General features: G+C 71.5%; 15 protein-coding genes. 8 read left to right on the top strand and 7 right to left on the bottom strand.

What is annotated here, in order from left to right:
• Nucleotides 1-331: 331 nt before the first annotated feature.
• The 7 genes from ACYVOO_RS27990 (at nt 332) to helR (ending at nt 8,606) form a co-directional block, all read left to right on the top strand.
• Nucleotides 332-2,035 (top strand): sensor histidine kinase, encoded by a 1,704-nt coding sequence (locus ACYVOO_RS27990; RefSeq protein ID WP_461018488.1) that lies wholly within the window; start codon nt 332-334, stop codon nt 2,033-2,035.
• Entirely contained in the window at nt 2,032-2,448 is a 417-nt protein-coding gene (locus ACYVOO_RS27985; protein WP_453346136.1) for a roadblock/LC7 domain-containing protein, read from the top strand. Before ACYVOO_RS27990 ends, ACYVOO_RS27985 begins: the two co-directional genes overlap by 4 nt.
• Nucleotides 2,445-2,801 carry a DUF742 domain-containing protein gene (locus ACYVOO_RS27980; protein WP_461018487.1) on the top strand — a complete coding sequence of 119 codons (357 nt, stop codon included), beginning with the start codon at nt 2,445-2,447 and terminating at the stop codon, nt 2,799-2,801. Before ACYVOO_RS27985 ends, ACYVOO_RS27980 begins: the two co-directional genes overlap by 4 nt.
• Nucleotides 2,782-3,438: a GTP-binding protein gene (locus ACYVOO_RS27975; RefSeq protein WP_461018486.1), complete on the top strand. Its 657-nt coding sequence runs from the start codon at nt 2,782-2,784 to the stop codon at nt 3,436-3,438. Before ACYVOO_RS27980 ends, ACYVOO_RS27975 begins: the two co-directional genes overlap by 20 nt.
• A 98-nt stretch (nt 3,439-3,536) precedes the next feature.
• A complete protein-coding gene (locus ACYVOO_RS27970) occupies nt 3,537-4,742 on the top strand; it encodes a cytochrome P450 (RefSeq protein WP_461018773.1) in 1,206 nt (401 codons plus the stop codon).
• The gene (locus tag ACYVOO_RS27965; protein ID WP_461018485.1) at nt 4,739-6,013 is read left to right on the top strand and encodes a cytochrome P450 family protein; all 1,275 of its coding nucleotides are present in this window, start codon (nt 4,739-4,741) and stop codon (nt 6,011-6,013) included. The genes ACYVOO_RS27970 and ACYVOO_RS27965 overlap by 4 nt, the downstream gene beginning before the upstream one ends.
• Before the next feature lie 328 nt (nt 6,014-6,341).
• A complete protein-coding gene (gene helR / locus ACYVOO_RS27960; protein WP_461018484.1) occupies nt 6,342-8,606 on the top strand; it encodes an RNA polymerase recycling motor ATPase HelR in 2,265 nt (754 codons plus the stop codon).
• A 54-nt stretch (nt 8,607-8,660) separates the two neighbouring features.
• On the opposite strand, the gene ACYVOO_RS27955 is transcribed toward helR, so the two are convergent.
• Both ACYVOO_RS27955 and ACYVOO_RS27950 read right to left on the bottom strand, forming a co-directional pair.
• The gene (locus tag ACYVOO_RS27955; RefSeq protein ID WP_461018772.1) at nt 8,661-10,121 is read right to left on the bottom strand and encodes an amino acid permease; all 1,461 of its coding nucleotides are present in this window, start codon (nt 10,119-10,121) and stop codon (nt 8,661-8,663) included.
• A gap of 255 nt (nt 10,122-10,376) precedes the next feature.
• Nucleotides 10,377-12,260, bottom strand: a complete 1,884-nt coding sequence (locus ACYVOO_RS27950; protein WP_461018483.1) for an AMP-dependent synthetase/ligase — start codon at nt 12,258-12,260, stop codon at nt 10,377-10,379.
• A 242-nt stretch (nt 12,261-12,502) separates the two neighbouring features.
• Between ACYVOO_RS27950 and ACYVOO_RS27945 the strand changes: the two genes are divergently transcribed.
• Nucleotides 12,503-13,345: a MerR family transcriptional regulator gene (locus tag ACYVOO_RS27945; RefSeq protein WP_461018482.1), complete on the top strand. Its 843-nt coding sequence runs from the start codon at nt 12,503-12,505 to the stop codon at nt 13,343-13,345.
• A 46-nt stretch (nt 13,346-13,391) separates the two neighbouring features.
• Here ACYVOO_RS27945 and ACYVOO_RS27940 read toward each other — a convergent pair whose 3' ends face one another.
• From ACYVOO_RS27940 to ACYVOO_RS27920, 5 genes are all read right to left on the bottom strand, one after another.
• Nucleotides 13,392-15,626, bottom strand: coding sequence for a 3-hydroxyacyl-CoA dehydrogenase NAD-binding domain-containing protein (locus ACYVOO_RS27940; protein ID WP_461018481.1), 2,235 nt, complete (start codon nt 15,624-15,626; stop codon nt 13,392-13,394).
• Nucleotides 15,627-15,773: 147 nt separating this feature from the next.
• The gene (locus ACYVOO_RS27935) at nt 15,774-16,988 is read right to left on the bottom strand and encodes an acetyl-CoA C-acetyltransferase (protein WP_461018480.1); all 1,215 of its coding nucleotides are present in this window, start codon (nt 16,986-16,988) and stop codon (nt 15,774-15,776) included.
• An 89-nt stretch (nt 16,989-17,077) separates the two neighbouring features.
• Nucleotides 17,078-18,220 (bottom strand): acyl-CoA dehydrogenase family protein, encoded by a 1,143-nt coding sequence (locus ACYVOO_RS27930; protein ID WP_461018479.1) that lies wholly within the window; start codon nt 18,218-18,220, stop codon nt 17,078-17,080.
• A gap of 109 nt (nt 18,221-18,329) precedes the next feature.
• Nucleotides 18,330-19,355, bottom strand: coding sequence for an LLM class F420-dependent oxidoreductase (locus tag ACYVOO_RS27925; RefSeq protein WP_453346126.1), 1,026 nt, complete (start codon nt 19,353-19,355; stop codon nt 18,330-18,332).
• A complete protein-coding gene (locus tag ACYVOO_RS27920; protein ID WP_461018771.1) occupies nt 19,352-20,569 on the bottom strand; it encodes a CaiB/BaiF CoA transferase family protein in 1,218 nt (405 codons plus the stop codon). Before ACYVOO_RS27920 ends, ACYVOO_RS27925 begins: the two co-directional genes overlap by 4 nt.
• Between the last annotated feature and the right edge of the window lie 330 nt (nt 20,570-20,899).

Genomic DNA, 20,899 nt, shown 5'->3' with positions numbered 1-20,899 from the left:
GGCGGCGGCGCCGTTCACGCGCGGCGTCCAGCCGCCTCCCTCCACAGGCTTGTCCCGCGCCGGAAATCCGCTGATCAGGCCCCGTTGACGGGCCCTTCGACGGGCCCGGCCGCGAGCTGACGGTGCATCAGAACCGCGCCAGAACCGCATCGGAACCGCACCAGGGCCGCCCTCGACGGGCGGCCCTGTGTGCCTCCGGGCCCGATCCCGCACCCGCACTCGCACATAAGATCGCCAACTCGAATATATTGTTCCGGCGTCGCTCGGCCCGAAACGCCATCGTCCCCCTGTCCCCTGTCCGGACCTGATCTGTCCACGAGGACCCTGATTGATGACCCCCGAGATAGCCCCGCCCCAGCCTCCGCCTCCCGGTCCAGGCGGCCGGAGGTCGCAGCGGCCGGGGACCGGGACCGCGCTCGCCCTGCTCGTCGCCGTCGTGGTCGCCGCGCCCGCGTGGCTGATCGCGGTCTACGCCACACCCCTCGCCCAGCGCGCCGTCGTCGCATGGAGCGCCGGTGCCGCCGCCGTACTGCTGTGCGCGGCCGTGGCGGTCGCGGCGCACGCCGTCCTCGTCGCGCGCGGGCTGCGGCACACCATCGCCCTCAGGGACGCGTCGATCGAGGCGCTGCGGGCCTCGTCCGCGCGGTTCGCCGACGTCACCGTGCCCGCGCTGGTGCAGCGCCTGCGCGAGGGCGCCTCAGCCGAGACCGCGCTCGCCGCCGCGCCCCCGACCGAGGACGAGCCCCAGCGGCGGGTCCTGACCACGGTGGCCACCGAGGTGCACCGCGGTGAGGGCAGGCGCGCCGCCGCGATGTCCGCGTGTGCCAACGCGGCGGGCCGGGTGCAGGCGCTGGCCACCAGCATGGCCGCCGACCTGCGCGAGATGGAGCACCGCCACAGCGACGAGGACGTGCTCGGCGACCTGCTCCACCTCGACCACCGCACGGCGCAGGCCGGACGGCTCGCGGACTCCATCGCCGTGCTGACCGGCGCCCGTTCGGGCCGCCGCTGGGCGAAGCCCATCGTGATGGAGAGCATCCTGCGCGGCGCGCTCGGCCGCATCGCGGGCTATCAGCGGGTGCGCCTGCACTCCACGAGCACCGTCGCCGTCGCGGGCCACGCGGCCGAGGGCGTCATGCACGCGCTGGCCGAACTGATGGACAACGCGGCCAACTTCTCCCCGCCCACCTCCGAGGTGCATGTGTACGTCGAGGAGGTCTCGGCCGGTGTCGTCATCACCGTCGAGGACGGCGGCCTGGTCATGGGCGACGTCGCGCTGCGCCGCGCCGAGCAGGCCGTGTCCGCCGAGTCACTCGATCTGACCACGCTCTCCGGCACCCGCCTCGGCCTCCCCGTCGTCGGACGCCTCGCCCGCAAGCACGGGCTCACGGTCTCGTTCCGGCCCTCCGCGCACGGCGGCACGGGCGTGCTGATGATGATTCCGCAGGAACTGATCACCCAGACCAAGCGCGAGGAACGGCCCGCCGTGCCGCGGCAGTCACGCGCCGAGGGGGCGGACGGCGTCCGCGAGCCCGAGCGACGGCCGCGGCTGGAGGCACTGCCGCCCGAGACGCGGCGGACGTCCGCGCGTGGCGACGCGTCCAAGGCGTCCGTCACATCTGACGTGTCCGACGCGTCAGCGCCGGCGGAGTCCGGCGTCACGCGCGAGCCCTCGCCCGAGCACGCTCCGGCTCCGGAAACCGGCGAGAGCGGGCTGCCGAAGCGGCGGCGCGGGCAGACCCTGGCCGCCGCCTCCAAGCGCGCGCAGACACCGCCGCCCCGTGCCGCCAAGGACGCGGAGGGCGCCCGCTCTCCCGAGCGCTCCGGCTCCCGGTTCGGCGCCTTCCGGCGCGCCGTCCAGGGCGGCCAGCCGTCAGCGGAAGGCGGCCCGTCCGAGGACGCCGGTACCGGCGAAGACACCGGCGCAGACCCCCGCACCCGCATCGGCGAAGGCACCGCTCCGCCCCAGGCTTCCGCTTCCGCTACCCCGTCCCTCTCTCCTTCCTCTTCCCGCCCGGAGGACGACACCGAATGACCACCGAAAGCAAGCTCGACTGGCTGCTGGAGAGTCTGCTGAGCCGCACGCCGGGCGCCCGGCACGCCCTGGTGCTCTCCCGTGACGGCCTCAAGCTGTGCCGCACCCCCGAACTCTCCGTCGACCAGGCCGACCAGCTCGCCGCGATCTCCGCGGGCATCCAGAGCCTGTCCCACGGCGCGTCCATCGAGTTCGGCGACGGCACCGGCGGCGTGCGCCAGGCCATGGCCGAGTTCTACGGCGGCATCCTGTTCGTCGTCGAGGCGGGCGACGGCGCCCATCTGGCCGTCGTCGCCGACGAGGACTCCGACGTCGGCCTCGTCGGGCACAACATGAACGAGCTGATCGAGCAGCTCAGCGAGTACCTCAGCACGCCGCCCCGCAACCTCGGCGAAGGCAGCGGGACCACATGACACGGCCGGGCCGGGACGACGATCCGGACCGTCTCTACACCGTGACCGGCGGCCGCAGCCGCTCGGACACGGAGACGTTCGACCTGGTCACGCTCGTGGTCAGCGAGTGCGACCCGGTGCCCGGAATGCAGTCGGAACACGTCGCGATCCTCCGGATCTGCCGGTACCCGACGGCGGTCGTGGAGGTCGCCTCCGATCTCGGCCTGCCCGTGAGCATCGTCCGCATCCTGCTGGGCGACCTGCTCGCGGCGGGCCGGATCACCGCCCGCCACCCCCGTACGACCGCCTCAGCGGATCAACTGCCCGATCCCGAAATCCTGAAGCAGGTGCTCGTTGGACTCCGCAACCTCTGACCTCACCGCGACCGGCCCCGCCTCGACCGGCCCCACCGCGGCCCACCAGCCCGCGAGCCGCCCGCCCCTGAGCGAGACCGTCGACAACGGGCTCAAGATCGTCATCGTCGGCGGCTTCGGGGTCGGCAAGACGACGATGGTCCGCTCCGTCAGCGACATCCGTCCGCTGAACACCGAGGAGACGATGACGCGCGCCGGTGAGGGCGTCGACGACCTCACCGACGTCGAGGGCAAGACGACCACCACCATCGCCTTCGACTTCGGCCGCATCGGCCTCGACGAGCGGACAGTGCTGTACCTGTTCGGCGCGCCGGGCCAGGAGCGCTTCTGGTTCCTGTGGGACCGGCTGTTCCTGGGCACGCTCGGCGCCGTCGTCCTCGTGGACACCCGACGGCTCTCGGACTCCTGGTACGCCATCGACCGGCTGGAAGCGCACGGCACCCCGTTCATCGTCGCCAGCAACGACTTCGGCGGCCCCCGGCACACCCCGCAGCAGGTGCGCGAGGCGCTGGACCTGCCCGAGGACGTGCCGCTCGTCGAGTGCGACGCCCGCTCGCGCGAGTCCAGCCGGGACGTGCTGATCGCCCTCGTCGACCACCTCTACGCCCTGTCCTCCGCCCGGGAGACCACACCGTGACCACCCCGCACGCCCGCACCACCCCCGAAGAACCGGCGGCCGAGACCGTCGCGCCGCCGCCGGGCTGCCCGGCCCATGAGGGCACCGGCGCGGTACCGATGTTCGGCACGCGGTTCATCAACGACGACCGGGCCCAGCTCTACCGCGAGATGCGCCAGGAGCACGGCCCCCTCGCCCCCGTGACCCTGCTCGGCGACGTCCCCGCCTGGCTGGTGCTCGGCTACCGCGAGCTGCACCAGATCACCAGCAACCCCGCGCTGTTCACCCGCGACTCGGGCATCTGGAACCAGTGGGACCGCATACCGGCGGACTGGCCGCTGCTGCCCATGGTGGGCAGGCAGCCCTCGATCCTCTACGAGACGGGCGCGCGCCACCAGCGCCGCTCCTCGCTGGTCAGCGACGCGCTGGCCGCCGTCGACCCCTTCGAACTGCGCCACCACGCCGAGCGGTTCGCCGACCGGCTGATCGACGGCTTCTGCGGACGGGGCGACGGAGACCTCGTCGCCGAGTACGCGAAGGTGCTGCCCGCGCTGGTGCTCGCCAGGCTGTACGGCTTCGGCGACGAGGAGGGCGCCTCGCTGGTGCCCAGCATCAACGCGCTGGTCGACGGCTCGGAGGGCGCCCTTGAGGGGCGGGACCGGATCCAGGCCGCGATGCGGGGCCTGCTGGCCTCCCGGCGCGCGGCTCCTGGCGCCGACGTCGCGACGCGGATGCTGCACCACGCGTACGCCGACGAGTTCTCCTTCGAGGAGATCGTCGAGGACATGATGGTCAACATCGTCGCGGGCCACCAGCCCACCGCCGACTGGATCGGCAACTCCCTGCGGCTGACGTTCACCGACGACCGCTTCTCCGCCTCGCTCTCCGGGGGCAGGCACAGCGTCGGCGAGGCCATGAACGAGGTGCTGTGGGAGGAGACGCCGACCCAGAACGTCGCGGGCCGCTGGGCCGCCCGTGACACCCAGCTCGGCGGCAAGCGCGTCCGGGGCGGCGATCTGCTCATCCTCAGCCTCGCCGCGGCCAACGCCGACCCACAGGTGCGCCCCGACCAGCACTCGTTCACCGGCGGCAACAACGCGTTCCTCTCCTTCGGCCACGGCGACCACCGCTGCCCCTACCCGGCGCAGGACATCGCCGAGGCCATCGCCCGTACGGGCATCGAGGTGCTGCTCGACCGGCTGCCGGACGCCGACCTCGCCGTGTCCCGGCAGGCTCTGGTGTGGCGGCCCTCGCCGTGGCTGCGCGGCCTTGAGTCGCTGCCCGTCCACTTCACGCCCACCATCGCCGTAGGAGACGCCGGATGACGTCCTGCCCCGTGACCGGAGAGACAGGCGGCGACAGACCGGGGGAAGCGCGGGTGGTGCTCGACCCCCTCGTACGCGATCTGGCCGGGGAGGGCGCCAGGCTGCGCGAGGCGGGGCCCGTCGCCGCGGTGGAGCTGCCGGGCGGGGTGCCCGTGTGGGCGGTGACCCGGCACGCCGAGGCGCGGGAACTGCTGATGGACCCGCGCCTGGTCAAGGACATCGGCCACTGGGCGGCCTGGCGGCGGGGCGAGATACCGAAGACCTGGCCGCTGATCGGGCTCGCCGATCCGGGCCCGAGCATGCTCACCTTCGACGGCGCCGAGCACCGCAGGCTCCGCGCCCTGTCGGCGCAGGCGCTCACGCCCCGGCGCGTCGAGGCCATGCGGCCCCGCATCGAGGCGATCACCCACGAGCTGCTGGACGCGCTGGAGCGGAACGCGGCGGCGACGGGCGGGCGGATCGACCTCAAGTCGCACTTCGCGTACCGGCTCCCCATGAACGTCGTCAGCGAGCTGATGGGCATCGACGCTGTCGACCACCCCCGGCTGCGCTCCCTCTACGACGGGTTCTTCAGCAGCGTCACACCCCCGGAACGCGTCCAGGAGATCATCGGTGAGCTGGCCGCCTTCTTCGGCGGTGTGCTGGAGCAGAAGAAGCGCTCACCGGGCGACGACCTCACCAGCGCGCTGCTCGCCGCGGGCGAGGACGGGGACAGCCTGACCGACGAGGAGGTCCTCGGCACCCTCCAGGTCATGATCGCCGCCGGTCACGAGACGACGATCAGCCTCATCGTGAACGCCGTCGTCGCGCTGCTGACCCACCCCGACCAGCTCGCCCTCGTCAGCTCGGGCGAGGCCGACTGGGACGGCGTCATCGAGGAGACGCTGCGCTGGAACGCGCCGACGACACACGTGCTGATCCGCTTCGCCACCGAGGACGTCGAGGTGGGCGGCACCGTCATCGGGAAGGGCGAGGCCCTGATCGTCGCCTACGGGGCCATCGGGCGGGACGGGGCACAGCACGGGCCGACGGCCGACGAGTTCCGCGTCACGCGCTCCCCCAACCGGCACCTCTCCTTCGGGCACGGCCCGCACGTGTGCCCCGGCGCGCCGCTCTCGCGGCTGGAGGCGCGGGTCGCGCTGCCCGCGCTCTTCGCGCGCTTTCCCGAGCTGTCACTGGGGGTTCCCGCGTCGGAGCTGCGCAACAAGCCAGCGGTGACGCAGAACGAGCTGTACGAGCTGCCGGTGGTCCTGGGCACCGCCGCACGCTGAGACCGGCTGACCGGGGCTTCCCGCCTTCTGCCCCCTGTTTCGGACGCGCGCGTGAGAGCGTCCGAAACAGGGGGCAGAAGCGTGTGCAGAAGTGTGTGCGGAGGTGTGTGAGGGCTGTCCGTGCGAGCGGACGGCGGGGAGGACAGGAGGACATCCCACTCCTTGCCACTTTCAACTTATAGCTCACCGGGGGGCTTGCGGCAAGGCCCCGCCTCTGGTGCAGAATCGCGGCTCGACGCCAGAACCTGCGGAAATGGGAGTTTCACGAAGTGCGTGTGTTGTTGTCTGTTCACGAGTCGTGTGACGACCCCAGGGTGGAGCTGCCGCGATGACCTCCTTGACCACCAGCGCGTTCGACCTTCCCGACCACCTCTCCCCCAAGGCCGACCCGGCGCTGATCGACGCCGACGAACGGCACTTCGCCGCCATCGCGGAGAGCCTTGAGCAGACCATCGCCGAACTGTCAGAGCGCCTCGAAGCCACTCGCAAGGCGCCCGGCGGCATCGGCCGGATGGCGATGGACCGGGACTCGGAGATCCACCGGCTCACAGGGCGGCTGCGTACCCTGCGCCGCTTCGGCCTCGACCTGTGCCTGGGGCGCATCGTCCCCGAGAGCGGTGCGGACGGTGCCGAGCCCGTCTACATCGGGCGCCTCGGCCTCACCGACAGCACGGGCCGCAGGCTGCTGCTCGACTGGCGCTCCCCCGCCGCCGAGCCGTTCTTCGCGGCGACCCACGCCGCGCCCATGGGCCTGGTGAGCCGCCGCAGATACCGCTGGGCAGGGGGCCGGGTCAGCGACTACTGGGACGAGGTGTTCACCGCCGACGGGCTCGAAGGCCACGCCGCGCTGGACGACCAGTCCGCGTTCATCGCCAGCCTGGGCGGCAACAGGTCGGAGCGGATGCGCGACGTGCTCTCCACCATCCAGGCCGACCAGGACGCCATCATCCGGGCGGGCTCGCGCGGAACCCTCGTCGTCGACGGCGGTCCTGGCACGGGCAAGACCGTCGTAGCGCTGCACCGCGCCGCGCACCTCCTCTACTCCGACCCGCGCCTCGGGCACCGTCGGGGCGGCGTGCTGTTCGTCGGCCCGAGCAGGCCCTACCTGGCCTACGTCGCCGACGTGCTGCCCAGCCTCGGCGAGGAGGGCGTGCAGACGTGCCTCCTGCGCGACCTCGTCACCGAGGGGGCCACCGCCACCGTCGAGAGCGATCCGGAAGTGGCCAGGCTGAAGTCGTCGGCCGACCTGGTACGGGCCGTCGAACCGGCCGTCGCCCTCTACGAGGAGCCGCCCGCCGAGGGCATGACGGTCTCCAGCCACTGGGCCGACGTCTGGCTGAGCGCCGACGACTGGGCGACGGCGTTCGGCGCGGTGGAACCGGGCACTCCGCACAACGAGGCGCGGGACCAGATACGGGAAGAACTGCTCACGATCCTGGTCGACAAGCACGGCGTGGACGAAGAGGACGACGGGGAGGACTGGGCGGACGACGGCGACGGCGAAGGCGAAGGCGACGGGGGTGGGGGCAGGGGCGGGGGCGTCTCGCCCGAGCTGCTGCGCAGGTCACTGCTCCAGGACCGCGACCTGATCAGGACCCTCAACCGCGCGTGGCCGATGCTCGAAGCGACCGACCTCGTCGGCGACCTGTGGACGGTGCCCGCCTATCTGCGCAAGTGCGCGCCCTGGCTGAGCCCCGACGAGGTGCGCGCGCTGCAACGCACGGACGCGCACGCCTGGACGGTGTCCGACCTGCCGCTCCTGGACGCGGCACGGCAGCGGCTCGGCGACCCGGAGGCGTCGGCGCGCAGGCGGCGGCACGAGGCGTCCGTCGCCGCCGAGCGGGCGCGCAGGTCCCACGTCATCGACCGCATCCTGGAGGACAGCGACATCGACGAGGCCCAGGGCGCGGTGGGGATGCTGCGCGGCCAGGATCTCCAGGACACCCTGATCGACGAGAGCGCGCTGCCGACCGCCGAACCGGACCTTCTCGCGGGCCCGTTCGCGCACGTCATCGTGGACGAGGCACAGGAACTGACGGACGCCGAGTGGCAGATGCTGCTGGCGCGCTGCCCGTCGCGGAGCTTCACCGTCGTCGGTGATCGCGCCCAGGCCAGGCACGGGTTCGCGGAGGCGTGGCAGGAGCGGCTGGAGCGGGCCGGGCTGGAGCGGATCAGCGTGTCCTCGCTGCGCGTCAACTACCGCACGCCGGAGGAGGTCATGGCGGAGGCCGAGCCCGCCATCCGCGCCGTGCTCCCGGACGCCAACGTGCCGACGTCCATCCGCAAGGGCGGCCTCCCCGTCGTCCACGGCTCCGTCGCGGAGCTGGACACGGTGCTCGACGACTGGCTCGCCGCGCACGCCGACGGGGTCGCCTGCGTCATCGGCTCCGAGGGTGTGGGCGGGGTCGGGAGCGCGTTCGGGGCGTACTCGCGTGTGCGGTCGCTGACGCCCGAGCTGTCGAAGGGGCTCGAATTCGATCTGGTCGTCCTCGTGGACCCGGAGACGTTCGGGGAGGGCGTCGAGGGGGCCGTCGACCGCTATGTCGCGATGACCCGGGCGACGCAGCAGCTCGTCGTCCTCACCAGTTCGTGACCGTGCCGGGCCCCGCACCTCACGCGCGGGGCCCGGCGGCCGGGGCCGGGGCCGTCAGAGCTGTCCGGCGGATTCCTTCTCCCGCTCGGCGGCGAGGGAGCGCACGCGCCCCCGCACCGCGAACCAGCCCGCCACCAGCGCGGCGGCGATGAGCGGCACGAGCATGACCGTCTTGCGGCCGACGTCGGGGTCCTCCCACATCAGGACGATGACGCCGAGGAGGAACGCGATCGTCACGATCTCGGTCACCGGGGACCACGGCAGCTGGAAGTGGGGCCGCTCGACCAGCCCCGCCTTGGCACGCCGCACGAAGACGAGGTGGCAGAGCATGATGATGCACCAGGTGCTGACGATGCCGAGCGAGGCGATGTTCAGCACGATCTCGAAGGCCTTGCCCGGCACGACGTAGTTGAGAGCCACGCCCAGCACACAGACGGCGGAGGTCAGCAGGATGCCGCCGTACGGGACCTGGCTCTTGTTCATGCGCGCGGTGAACTTCGGCGCCGAGCCCGCCATCGCCATGGAGCGCAGGATGCGGCCCGTCGAGTAGAGGCCGGAGTTGAGGCTCGACATGGCGGCGGTGAGCACGACGAGGTTCATCACATCGCCCGCCGCCGGGACGCCGACCTTGGAGAGCACGGTCACGAAGGGGCTCTGCCCCTCCGTGTACTCGCCCCACGGCAGCAGCAGCGCGAGCAGCACGACCGAGCCGACGTAGAAGAAGCCGACCCGCCACATGATCGCGTTCACGGCCTTCGGGACGACCTTCTCGGGCTCGGCCGTCTCACCGGCGGTCACGCCGACCAGCTCGACGCAGGAGTACGCGAAGACGACGCCCTGCATCACGATGACGACCGGCATGATCCCCTGCGGGAAGATCCCGCCGTGGTCGGTGATCATGTGCAGGCCCGGTGTGCTGCCGCCCACGGGGTGCTGGGTGGTGAGCAGGACGATGCCGATGACCATGAAGACGACCAGCGCGGCCACCTTGACGATCGCGAACCAGAACTCCAGCTCGCCGAAGATCTTCACCGAGATCATGTTGATGGCGAGGACCACGGCGAGCGCGATCAGCGCCAGCACCCACTGGGGGATGTCAGTGAAGAGGCTCCAATAATGCGTATAGAGCGCGATGGCCGTGATGTCGGCTATGCCGGTGGTGGACCAGTTCAGGAAGTACATCCACCCGGCCACGTAGGCGCCCTTCTCGCCGAGGAACTCGCGCGAGTAGGAGACGAACGAGCCGGACGAGGGGCGGTGCAGCACCAGCTCGCCGAGGGCTTTGACGACGAAGAAGGCGAAGAGTCCGCAGACGGCGTAGGCGAGGGCGAGGGCCGGTCCCGCCGAGGCGAGACGGCCGCCCGCGCCCAGGAAGAGGCCGGTGCCTATCGCGCCGCCGATGGCGATCATGTTGATGTGGCGTGGCTTGAGGTCCTTGCTGTAGCCGGCGTCACCGGCGTCCCGAGGACCCTGCGTCGTGGAGGACGCCCCCTGCGCGCCGGGCTGTGGGGGGATGGCGTCCTCGACGGTCTGATTGCTCACAGCTTGTTCAACTCACTCTGGTCGGGCCATGGCTCGGCCCGTCACCGCGGGTTCCACAGATCAAGGCCAGGGCGTTACCTTTCCTTGCCTTGACCAACTACGCGGTGGTGTACATCACACCGGGAACATCTCACATCGCGGACATGCCCGTGCCCCCAGGCCCGGCGCCCGGCTCCGGTCCGGCGCCCGGAGCCGGGGCCGGGAGCCGGGGCCGGGTATCGCTCCCGCTCAGCCCCGCTCCCCGTACAGCTCCTCGATGACCGGCGCGTACTTGTCCCTGATCACCCGGCGCCGCAGCTTCAGCGAGGGGGTCAGCTCGCCGGTGGCCGGGCCCCACTCCTCGGAGAGGAGGCGGTAGCGCTTGACCTGCTCGGTGCGGTTGAGCCGCGCGTTCGCCGCCGCCACGGCGCGCTCGACCTCGGCCCGTACGGCGGGGTGGGAGGCGAGCGCGGCGGGCTCGGCGTCGATGCCCTGGCCCTTCGCCCAGACCGGCGCCATCTCGGCGTCGAGCACGAGCAGCGCGACGAGGTAGGAGTGCCCGTCGCCGTGCACGAGGGCCTGCCCGATGAGCGGGTGCTCCTTGAGGGTGTTCTCGACGAGCGCGGGCGAGACGTTCTTGCCCGTCGAGGTCACGATCATCTCCTTCTTGCGGTCGGTCAGCCAGAGGTAGCCGTCCTCGTCGACGCGGCCGATGTCGCCCGTCGCGAACCAGCCCTCGTCGTCCGTGGCCCGTTCGACGGTGCCGTCGGCCCGCAAATAGCCGTCAAAAATTGTCCTGCCCCGCACCTCGATCTCGCCGTCCTCGGCCGTCCGCACCTCCAAGCCGTCGATCGGGCGGCCGACGGAGCCCAGCCGGAAGGCGTCCGGGGTGTTGATCGTGCTCACGCCGACGGTCTCCGTCAGCCCCCAGGCGTCCATGATCACGATGCCGAAGCCCGCCCAGAACCGCACCACGTCCAGCGGCATGGGCGCCGACGCGCTCGACGTCCACACCAGCCTCTCGAACCCGGCCATGGACAGCAGCGGCTCCAGCACCTCGCTCCTGGCCCGCTCGTACGAGGCGACGAGCTCGGCGGGCGGCTCCTCACCGCGCTCGCGGTGGTCCACGTACTCGCGTGCCACGTCCCCCGCGCGCTCGACCGCGGCCCGCTGCTCCTCGGGCAGCAGCGCGAGCCCGGCCCGTACGGAAGCGGCCAGCTTCTCCCACACCCTCGGCACCCCGAAGAACTGCGCCGGGTGCAGTTCCCGCGCCGTCGCCGCGACCTGCGCCGGGTCGGCGCACATGTAGACGTGCGCGGCGCGGAAGACGGCCAGGTAGATGCCGAGCATCCGCTCGGCGATGTGCGCGAAGGGCAGATAGCAGATGTGCTCGACGTGCTCGGGCAGCTCGACGACGCGGTCCAGCGCGACGCCGTTGAGGATGACGTTGCGGTGGCTGACGACGACGCCCTTCGGGTCGCCCGTCGTCCCGGAGGTGTAGACGACGGTGACCGGGTCGGTGGCCCGTATGCCGCGCCAGGTCTTCTCGAAGCCCTCGCGCTCGTAGGGGCGCGGCACACCGGCGTACGGGGTGTGCGGCCCGGCCGCGCCTTCCTCCACCACGACGAGGCGCTCCAGCGGCCCGGCGTCCGCCAGCAGCGGCTCCCAGCGGGCCGTCTCCGCCGCTCCCTCGACGATGGCGAGACGGGCCCTGCTGTGGCGCACGATGTGGGCGATCTGTTCGGGGGCCGCGGTGCTGTAGACGGTTACGGGGACGGCGCCGAGGTGGGTGAGCGCGAGGTCGCACAGCCAGTGCTCGGGCCTGTTGCCCATCATCATCAGGACGTGTTCGCCGCCGGTGACGCCGAGTGCGGTGAAGCCCGCGGCGAGTTCGGCGACGCGGTGGCGCACCTCGGCCCAGGTCAGGGTCGCCCAGCCGGTGTCCTCTTCGGGGGCGGTGCCTGTGCTGCTTGCGGTGGCGGTGGCCGTGGCGGTGGCCGTGGCGGTGGCGGTGGCGGGTGCGCGCCAGGAGAGGGCCGGGAGGTCGCCGTGGTCCTCGGCGTTGCGCAGCAGGAGTGCGGGGATGGTGAGGTTCGCCGGGTCGTCCCCGGGCAGTCGCAGGTTCGCGGTCATGACGGCCTCCGGGCAGGGATTCGGAATGGTGCCGTGGACTGGTTCCGCTCGGTGGTGCGCTGGTGGCGTGCGCGGTGACGCGCTCGATGGCGCGCTCAGTGGTGCGCTCGGCGGGAAGGCCGGGGATCAAGGGCTTCCCCACGGGGTATTGCAGTACAAGACTGGTGAGACAGCAATACTGTTGAACACGATTGGTGTACGTGAGCCGCCGCGCGCGGCAGCAGCGAGAGAGGTCGCAGCCGATGGAGCAGCAGCCAGGGGACGCCGCAGCCGAGGCTTCGGGCACGGACACGGGCACCGACAAGGGAGCGGGACCGGGGCCGGACGGCGCCTCCGCTGGCCCGCAGGCCGGCACGGACCAGCTCACCGTCGACCAGCTCGCGGCCCGCGCAGGTGTCACCGTCCGCACGATCCGCTTCTACAGCACCCGCGGCCTGCTCCCGCCGCCCACCATCGGCCCGCGCAGGGTGGGACGTTACGGGCCCGACCACCTCTCCCGGCTCGCGCTCATCGAGGAGTTGCAGAACCAGGGCCTGACGCTCTCCGCGATCGAGCGCTACATCCAGCGCCTCCCGGACGACATGAGCCCCCACGACCTTGCGATACACCGGGCCATGGTCGCCTCATGGATGCCCGACACCGTCGACGAGTCGACGCGCGAACAACTGGAGCAGCGCGTCGGGCGGGAGCTGACGGACGACGACATCAAGCGCCTTGAGGCGATGAGCGTGCTGGAGGGCACGGACGACCCGGAGGTCTTCCGCGTCGATCCCGGCCTGGTGCACCTGGGGGCACGCCTGCTCGACGTGCCCATCTCCCAGGAGGCGATCCTCGCGGCGCGGAACGTGATGCTGGAGCACACCCGCTCGGCCGCGCGGGAACTGAGCCGCCTCTTCAAGGAGGAGGTGTGGCGCCCGTACCGGGAGCGGGAGGAGGACCCGGAACGCGTCGAGCGGATGAAGGCGCTCTCGGCCCATATGCAGCCGATGGTGCTCCAGGCGCTGGTGACGGCGTTCCAGCGGTCGCTGAACGAGGAGCTGCGGGGCGACTTCCCCGGGGAGAAGGCGCCCCGCATCCCGGGCTGAAGGGCCGGCGTCGGCCACCGGCCGTCGGTCCTTCAGCCGTCGCCCGTCAGCCGTCGCTGAAGACCTCGCCCTTCTCTGCCTTGTCCGCCAGCAGCGCGGGGACCGCGAACCGGTCCCCGTAGCGCTCCTGGAGCTGACGGGCACGGGCCACGAAGCCCTTGAGGCCGCCCTCGCCACCCTCCGGGTTCTCGTAGCCGTTGATGTACTGGATCACGCCGCCCGTCCAGGCGGGGAAGCCGATGCCCATGATGGAGCCGATGTTGGCGTCGGCGACGGAGGTGAGGACGCCCTCCTCGAAGAGGCGGACGGTGTCCAGCGCCTCGGAGAAGAGCATCCGCTCCCGCATGTCCACGAAGGGGATGTCGGGCGCGTCGGCGCCGGTCCTGGTGAAGTGCTCGCGCAGGCCGGGCCACAGCCCGGCGCGCTTGCCGTCCTCGCCGTACTCGTAGAAGCCCGCTCCGCCGCTGCGCCCTGGCCGCCCGAACTCGTCGATCATGCGGTCCACGACTCCGTCTGCGGGGTGCGCGGGCCACTCGACGCCCTCGGCCTCCATCGCCCGCCGCGTCTCGTCGCGGATCTTGCGGGGCAGGGTGAGGGTCAGCTCGTCCATGAGGGAGAGGACCTTGGCCGGGTAGCCCGCCTGGGCCGCCGCCTGTTCGACGGTGGCGGGCTCCACGCCCTCGCCGACGAGCGCGACGCCCTCGTTGATGAAGTGGCCGATGACGCGCGAGGTGAAGAAGCCGCGCGAGTCGTTGACGACGATCGGCGTCTTCTTGATCTGCCGCACGAGGTCGAAGGCGCGGGCCAGTGCCTCGTCGCCGGTCTCCTCGCCCCGGATGATCTCCACCAGCGGCATCTTGTCCACGGGCGAGAAGAAGTGCAGCCCGATGAAGTCGCTTCGGCGCTTCACCCCTTCGGCGAGCGCGGTGATGGGGAGGGTGGAGGTGTTGGAGCAGAGGAGGGGGTACCTCGCGGGCCCCTCGGACCCAGGGGAAGCCTCGGGCTGGACGATGTCCTCGATCTCCTGGAAGACCTTGTGCTTGAGCGAGGGGTCCTCGAAGACGGCCTCGATCACCACGTCGCAGCCCGCGAGGTCCCGCGGCTCGGCGGTCGGGGTGATGCGGGCGAGCAGCGCGTCCCGCTTCTCCTGGGTCGTACGGCCGCGGGCGAGCGCCTTGTCGAGCAGGCCCTCGGAGTAGCGCTTGCCTTTGTCGGCCGCCTCCTGGGAGACGTCCTTGAGGACCACGTCGATCCCGGCCTTGGCGCAGGAGTAGGCGATGCCCGCGCCCATCATTCCGGCGCCGAGGACGCCGACCTTGGAGACCTTGCTCTCCCCGATGCCCTTGGGGCGGCTGCGGCCCGCGTTGACCGCCTGGAGGTCGAAGAAGAACGCCTGGATCATGTTCTTGGAGATCTGGCCCGTGACCAGCTCCACGAAGTAGCGGGCCTCGATGACCTGCGCGGTCTCGAAGTCCACCTGGGCGCCCTCGACGGCCGCGGCGAGGATGTTGCGCTGGGCCGGGTACGGGGCGCCGCCGGTCTGCTTCTTCAGGTTCGGCGCGAAGGCGGGGAGGTTCGCGGCGAACTTGGGGTTCGAGGGGGCGCCGCCTGGCATGCGGTAGCCCTTGACGTCCCAGGGCTGCTGCGACTCGGGGTTGGCGTCGATGAAGGCGAGGGCCGCTGCCAGCAGCTCCTCGCGGGTCTCCACGACCTCGTGGACGAGGCCGATCTCCTTTGCCTTCGCGGGGAAGTACTGCTTGCCCTCCAGCAGCACCTTCAGCAGCGCGTCCGCGATGCCGAGGAGCCGCACCGTGCGGGTGACGCCGCCGCCCGCGGGGAGCAGTCCGAGGGTGGACTCGGGGAGGCCGATCTTCGTGCCCTTGGCGTCGAGCGCGACGCGGTGGTGGCAGGCGAGGGCGATCTCCAGGCCGCCGCCGAGGGCCGCGCCGTTGATGGCGGCGACGACGGGCTTGCCGAGCGTCTCGATGCGGCGCAGGTCGCGCTTGATGCGCATGCCCGCCTCGAAGACCTGCTCGGAGTTCTCGGGGCGCGCGGCGATGAGGTCGTGGAGGTCGCCGCCCGCGAAGAAGGTCTTCTTGGCGGAGGTGAAGATGATGCCGCGGATGCTGTCGCGTTCGGCTTCGACCCTGTCGGCCATGGCGCTGAGCGAGACGGTGAACGCCTCGTTCATGGTGTTGGCGGACTGGTTGGGGTCGTCGAGGACGAGGGTGACGACGCCGGTGTCGTCCTGTTCCCAGCGGATCGTGGTGGACTCGGGCATGGCTGTGGTCTCCAAAGAAGGTCGTACGGCTGTGGGCTGTGGTGCGGCGCGTGCCGGGCCTGCGTCCTGCGTCCCGGGGGCGGGCCGGGGCCGGGGCTCGTGGCGCGGCGCCCTGCGGGGACGTGGCGCGTGGCCCGGCGCTCCGCGCTACAGCCGTTCGATGACGGTGGCGATGCCCATGCCTCCGCCGACGCAGAGCGTGGCCAGCCCGTAGCGCTGGTCGCGCCGCTCCAGCTCGTCCATGAGGGTGCCGATGATCATCGCCCCCGTGGCGCCGAGCGGGTGGCCCATGGCGATGGCGCCGCCGTTGACGTTGACCTTCTCCAGCGGGATGCCCATGTCGCTGACGAAGCGCAGCACGACGGCGGCGAACGCCTCGTTGATCTCGACCAGGTCCATGTCGCCGATGGTCAGACCGGCCTTGGCGAGTGCCTTGCGGGAGGCGGGCGCGGGCCCGGTGAGCATGATCGTCGGGTCGGCGCCTGAGACGGCGGCCGAGACGATACGGGCGCGGGGACGCAGCCCGTACCGCTCCCCCACCTCGCCGCTGCCGATCGCGACGAGCGCCGAACCGTCCACGATGCCGGAGGAGTTGCCCGCGTGGTGCACGTGGTCGATCTTCTCGACCCAGTGGTACTTCTGGAGCGCGACGGCGTCGAAGCCGCCCAGTTCGCCGATGTCGGCGAAGGAGGGCTTGAGCTTGGCGAGGGAGTCGGCCGTGGTGCCGGGGCGGATGTGCTCGTCGCGGTCGAGGACGGTGAGCCCGTTGCGGTCGGTCACCGGGACGACGGAGTGCGCGAACCGGCCGTCCTTCCACGCCTCGGTGGCCAGTTCCTGGGAGCGGGAGGCGTACTCGTCGACGTCGCGCCGGGAGAAGCCGCCGAGGGTGGCGATGAGGTCGGCGCCGATGCCCTGGGGGACGAAGCCGGTCTCGTAGTTGGTCATCGGGTCCATGTGCCAGGCGCCGCCGTCGGTGCCGAGCGGGACGCGGGACATCGACTCGACGCCGCCCGCCAGGATGAGGTCCTCCCAGCCGGAGCGCACCTTGGCCGCCGCGAGGTTGACCGCTTCGAGGCCGGAGGCACAGAAGCGGTTCTCCTGGACACCGGCCACGGTGTCCGGCAGCCCGGCGGCGATGGCGGCGATCTTCGCGATGTCGGAGCCCTGATCGCCGATGGGGCCGACGACGCCGAGCACGACGTCGTCGATGGCGGTCGGGTCGAGGTCCGGGTAGCGCCTGCGGATCTCGTGGATCAGCCCGACGACGAGATCGATCGGCTTGGTGCCGTGCAGGGCGCCGTTGGGCTTGCCGCGCCCGCGCGGGGTGCGGATGGCGTCGTATACGTACGCTTCGGTGCTCAAGGTCAGCAGCCTTTCGGGTGCGGGGGCCGGGGAGGGTGCGGGAGGGGGGCGTCGGAGAGGCGGGGCGGGGTGCGGGAAGGGGCGGGCGGTCAGTTCAGCAGCGAGCGGCCGATGATCTCCTTCATGATCTCGGTCGTGCCTCCGTAGATGGTCTGGATGCGTCCGTCCGTGAAGGCGCGCGCGACCTGGTACTCGTTCATGTAGCCGTAGCCGCCGTGGAGTTGGAGGCAGCGGTCGGCGACCCGCTTCTGCAACTCCGTGGCCCACCACTTGGCCATGGAGGCGTGCACGGCGTCCAGCTCGCCCTTGGTGTGGTCCTCGATGCAGCGGTCGAGGAAGCTGCGGGTCACGGCGCACTCGGTCGCCATCTCGGCGATCTCGAAGCGGATGTGCTGGAGCCGTGCGAGGGGGCGCCCGAACGCCTCGCGCTCCTTGACGTACTCGGTGGTGAACTCCAGGACGTGCTCGGCCGCGGCGATGGCCGAGACGGCGATGGTCATCCGCTCCTGGGCGAGGTTGGTCATCAGGTGGACGAAGGCGCCGTTCAGCTCGCCGAGGAGGTTCTCCTTGGGGACCTTGACGTCGTTGAAGAACAGCTCAGCCGTGTCCTGGGCCTTCTGGCCGATCTTGTCCAGGTTGCGCCCGCGCTCGAAGCCCTCCATGCCGCGCTCCACGACCAGCAGGCTCAGGCCCTTGGCGCCGCCCTCGGGGGTCGTCTTCGCGACGACGATGACGAGGTCGGCGAGGATGCCGTTGGAGATGAAGGTCTTGGAACCGTTGAGGACCCAGTGGTCCCCCTTGTCCTCGGCCGTGGTGCGGATGCCCTGGAGGTCGGATCCGGCTCCCGGCTCGGTCATGGCGATGGCGGAGATCTTCTCGCCGCTACAGAAGCCCGGCAGCCAGCGGCGCTTCTGCTCCTCGGTGGCGAGCGAGGTGAGGTAGGGCCCGATGACGTCGTTGTGCAGGCCGACCGCGAGACCGGCGGCGCCCGCGCGCGTGAACTCCTCGGCGAGCACCACGGCGTACCGGAAGTCCTCGGTGCCCCCGCCCCCGTACTCCTCGGGCACGGCAAGACCGAGCAGCCCCTGCCGCCCCGCCGCCAGCCAGGCGTCGCGGGAGGTGATGCCGTCCTTCTCCCACTGCTCGTAGTGCGGCTCCACTTCCTTGCTGAGGAAGGTCCGTACGGTCTGGCGGAACGCCTCGTGGTCCTCGGTGAAGATCTGCCGCTTCATGGTGGTGGGTGCTCTCCTTCGAGCCGTGGCGGAGGGGTTCAGTGGAGGGGGTCAGTGGAGGGGGTTCGGTTCGCGGGGCCGGGGCGGCGACGCGCGGGCCGGACCGTGGTCAGAGCCAGCCCTTGACCTGCTCGATCAGTCCTGCGGGGTCCGGGCCGACGGGGACGACGTTGAGCATGGTCACGCCCGCCTCCCGGAAGGCTTCGAGCCTGTCGCGCACATAGCCCTCGGGACCGCAGAGGGAGACGAGTTCGCAGAACTCGTCAGGAACGGCCGCCTCCGCCTCCTTCTTCTTACCCGCGAGATAGAGGTCCTGGACCTTCTCCGCCGCCTCTTCGTATCCGTAGGCGCGGGCCACGTCGTTGTAGAAGTTCTTGCCCTTGGCACCCATGCCGCCGATGTAGAGGGCGATGAGGGGGCGCAGCGTCTCGCGTACGGCCTCGGCCCCCTCCCCCACAGCGAGCACCGTGCCCGCGACGGTCTCCAGCGGCCCGCGTGCGGGATCGCGCTTGGCGGTGCCCTCGGCCAGGGCCTCGCCCCAGACGTTCGCGGCCTTCTCGGGCACGAAGAGGTGGGGCAGCCAGCCGTCGGCGACCTCGGCCGTCATCCGGACGTTGGCCGGGCCGAGCGCCGCCACGTAGAGCGGGATCTCCTCCCGGACGGGCCTGGTGAGGATCTTCAGCGGCTTGCCGAGCTTGCCGCCCTTCTCGGGCGGCAGGGGCATGTCGGTGATGCCGTGGTGGTCGATGACCTCGCGGCGCCAGATGCGGCGGCACAGCTCGACCGTCTCGCGGGTGCGGCCGAGCGGCTTGTCGTACGGCTTGCCGTGCCACCCCTCAACCACCTGCGGTCCCGACGCACCGAGCCCGATGAGCGCCCGCCCGTCGGACAGCGCGTCGAGCCCGGCGCCTGTCTGGGCGATGAGCGCTGGGGTGCGCGAGTAGACGTTGAGGATGGCGGCGCCGATGAGCATCCGCTCCGTGCGGGCGGCCAGATAGCCCATCACGGTGGGCGAGTCGAAGCCGTAGGCTTCGGCGACCCACACCGCGTCGAGCCCCGCGGCCTCCAGCCTCGCGACGTCGTCTGCGGCCTGGCGGGGGTTGTCGGCGTACTGGAGCGAGGTAGCGATCTTCACGCGTCACCGTCCTTGGCTGAGGGGGTCGAAGAGGCGGGCGGTACAGGGGCGGACGGGGCAGCCGAGGGGTCCGGAGGGGCCAGGGAGGGGAGGCCCCAGTCCTGGGCGACCTCCGCTCCGTCGGCCCCCGGCAGGGCGGGTGACCGGGTGACGGAGCCGGGCGTGACGGAGAAGCGGGGTGCCGGTGCGGGCTGGGTGATGCCGCTGTGCTCCACGAACGTTCCGCGCGCGGCGAGGTGGGGGTGCGACGGTGCTTCGGCGAGGGAGAGCACGGGTGCCACGCAGGCGTCCGAGTCCTGGAAGACCGCCGTCCACTCCTCGCGCGTACGGGTCTTGAAGCGCTTGGCGATGGCCTCGCGGAGCACGCCCCAGGACCCGAGGTCCCTACGGTTGGGTGCCTCGTCGGTGAGTCCGAGGAGGCCGATGAACTCCTCGTAGAACTGCGGTTCCAGCGCCCCGACCGCCATGTGGCCGCCGTCGGAGGTCTCGTAGGTGCCGTAGAACGGGCTGCCGCCGTCGAGCAGGTTGACTCCGCGCCTGTCCTGCCAGCCTCCGGCGGCCATCATGCCGTGGATCATCGAGGAGAGGTGGCTGGTGCCGTCCACGATCGCGGCGTCGACGATCTGTCCCTCACCGCCCTCGCTCCGCGCGTGCTGGAGCGCGGCGAGCACGCCGATGACGAGGTAGAGGGAACCGCCCGCGTAGTCGCCCAGCAGGTTCGCGGGCGCGTAGGGCGGTCCGTCGGCAGGGCCGGTGATGCCGAGGGCTCCGGTGAGGGCGATGTAGCCGATGTCGTGGCCCGCGCGCTGGGCGAGGGGGCCGTCCTGGCCCCAGCCGGTCATCCGTCCGTAGACGAGCCGGGGGTTGCGGGCCAGGCAGGCGTCGGGGCCGACGCCGAGCCGCTCGGCGACTCCCGGCCGGTTGCCCTCGATCAGGATGTCGGCGCGCTCCACCATGTCCAGCACCGCCGCTCTCCCCGCCTCCGACTTGAGGTCGAGCACCACGGAGCGCTTGTTGCGGTTCGTGATGTCGTACGCGGGGTCGATGCCCAGGGCGGCGCCGCCGGGACGGTCCACCCGTACGACATCGGCCCCCAGGTCGGCGAGCACCATCCCGGCGAAGGGGCCGGGGCCGATGCCCGCCAGCTCCACCACGCGCACGCCCTTGAGAGGACCGCCGCCGTTCTCTCCCGCCGCTGACGCCGACACTGCCATCAAGCCCCCAGCCGTATGACACAAGTGATGTAACACCAGCGATGCTAAGAACGCGTTTCACTTTCCACAAGCCCTCTCAGGCCCCCCGCGTGGACCCCGGCGCAGTGGCGTACACCACAACACCCCACGAGGCCCGCCCACTTGGCTCCGCCCCGGCGCGGGCCCGCCCGGCGAAGCCCTCGCGCACCCCTCGTCGGCGCCGGGCTCACAGAAAGCATCGTTGTGGACATAGCGGGCCTTTCGGTCGGTGGAGCGCGAAGCTGCTCGGAAACTGCGTGATGGATGACGTCACTATTCGACCCGCTTCGCGCAACTGTCAACACCCCTCTC

It is taken from the genome of Streptomyces daliensis, from assembly GCF_054782395.1.
The sequence above is the reverse complement of the archived record's forward strand: the minus strand, read 5'-3'. Positions and strand labels throughout refer to the sequence as shown.